Genomic DNA, 812 nt, shown 5'->3' with positions numbered 1-812 from the left:
CTCGCCGTCCGCCCCGCCGACAGCGCCGAGGCCCTGCTGCGCGCCGTGGTCCGCGAGCTGCGCGCCGTCCGCCGCCACCAGCGCTACCCGCTGGAGGAGCTGCGCCGCGACCTCGGCCGCACCGGCGACCGCCGCGCCCTGTTCGGCCCGATGGTCAACATCAAGGCCTTCGAGAGCGACCTCGACCTGGCCGGCCTGCCCGGCACCGTCCGCAACCTCGCCGCCGGCCCGGTCGACGACCTCGCCCTGAACGTCTCGCCCGGCCCGGACGGCGCGCTGCGCCTGGTCATCGACGCCGACCCGGCCCGCTACGGGGCCGCCTCCCTCGCCGCCCACCGCGACGGCCTGCTGCGCTACCTCGACGCCCTCGCCGACCTGCTGCTCACCGACCCCCGGACGCCCGTCGCCCGGATCGACCTGCTCGACCCGGACGGCCTGCGCCGCGCCACCGAAGGCCGTACCGAGCCGCCGGTCGAGCGGACCGTGCCCGAGCTGTTCGCCGCCCAGGCCGCCCGCACCCCGGAGGCCGTCGCCGTCCGCTCCGGCGCGGCCGCGCTGACCTACCGGCAGCTCGACGCCGCCGCCAACCGGCTCGCCCACCGGCTGACGGCCCTCGGCGTCAAGGACGGCGCACCGGTCGCGATCGCCCTGCCGCGCGGCACCGACACCCTGGTGGCGATGCTCGCCGTCCTCAAGGCGGGCGGCGCCTGCGTCTCCCTCGACCTCGCCCACCCCGAGCGGCGCCTCGCCGCCGTGCTGGCCGACGCCCGCCCGGTCTGCGCGATCGGCACCGCCGACGCCCTCGCCGGGCT

Annotated in this window: 1 protein-coding gene; it reads left to right on the top strand. The window is 78.9% G+C overall.

What is annotated here, in order from left to right; translation table 11 throughout:
* Positions 1–812, top strand: an 812-nt coding sequence (locus AE652_RS42365; protein ID WP_049661571.1) for an AMP-binding protein, incomplete at both ends; no start/stop codon positions are given.

This window comes from Kitasatospora sp. MY 5-36, assembly GCF_001182915.1.
GTDB lineage: Bacteria > Actinomycetota > Actinomycetes > Streptomycetales > Streptomycetaceae > Kitasatospora.
This window is presented reverse-complemented; position numbering and strand designations above follow the sequence as displayed.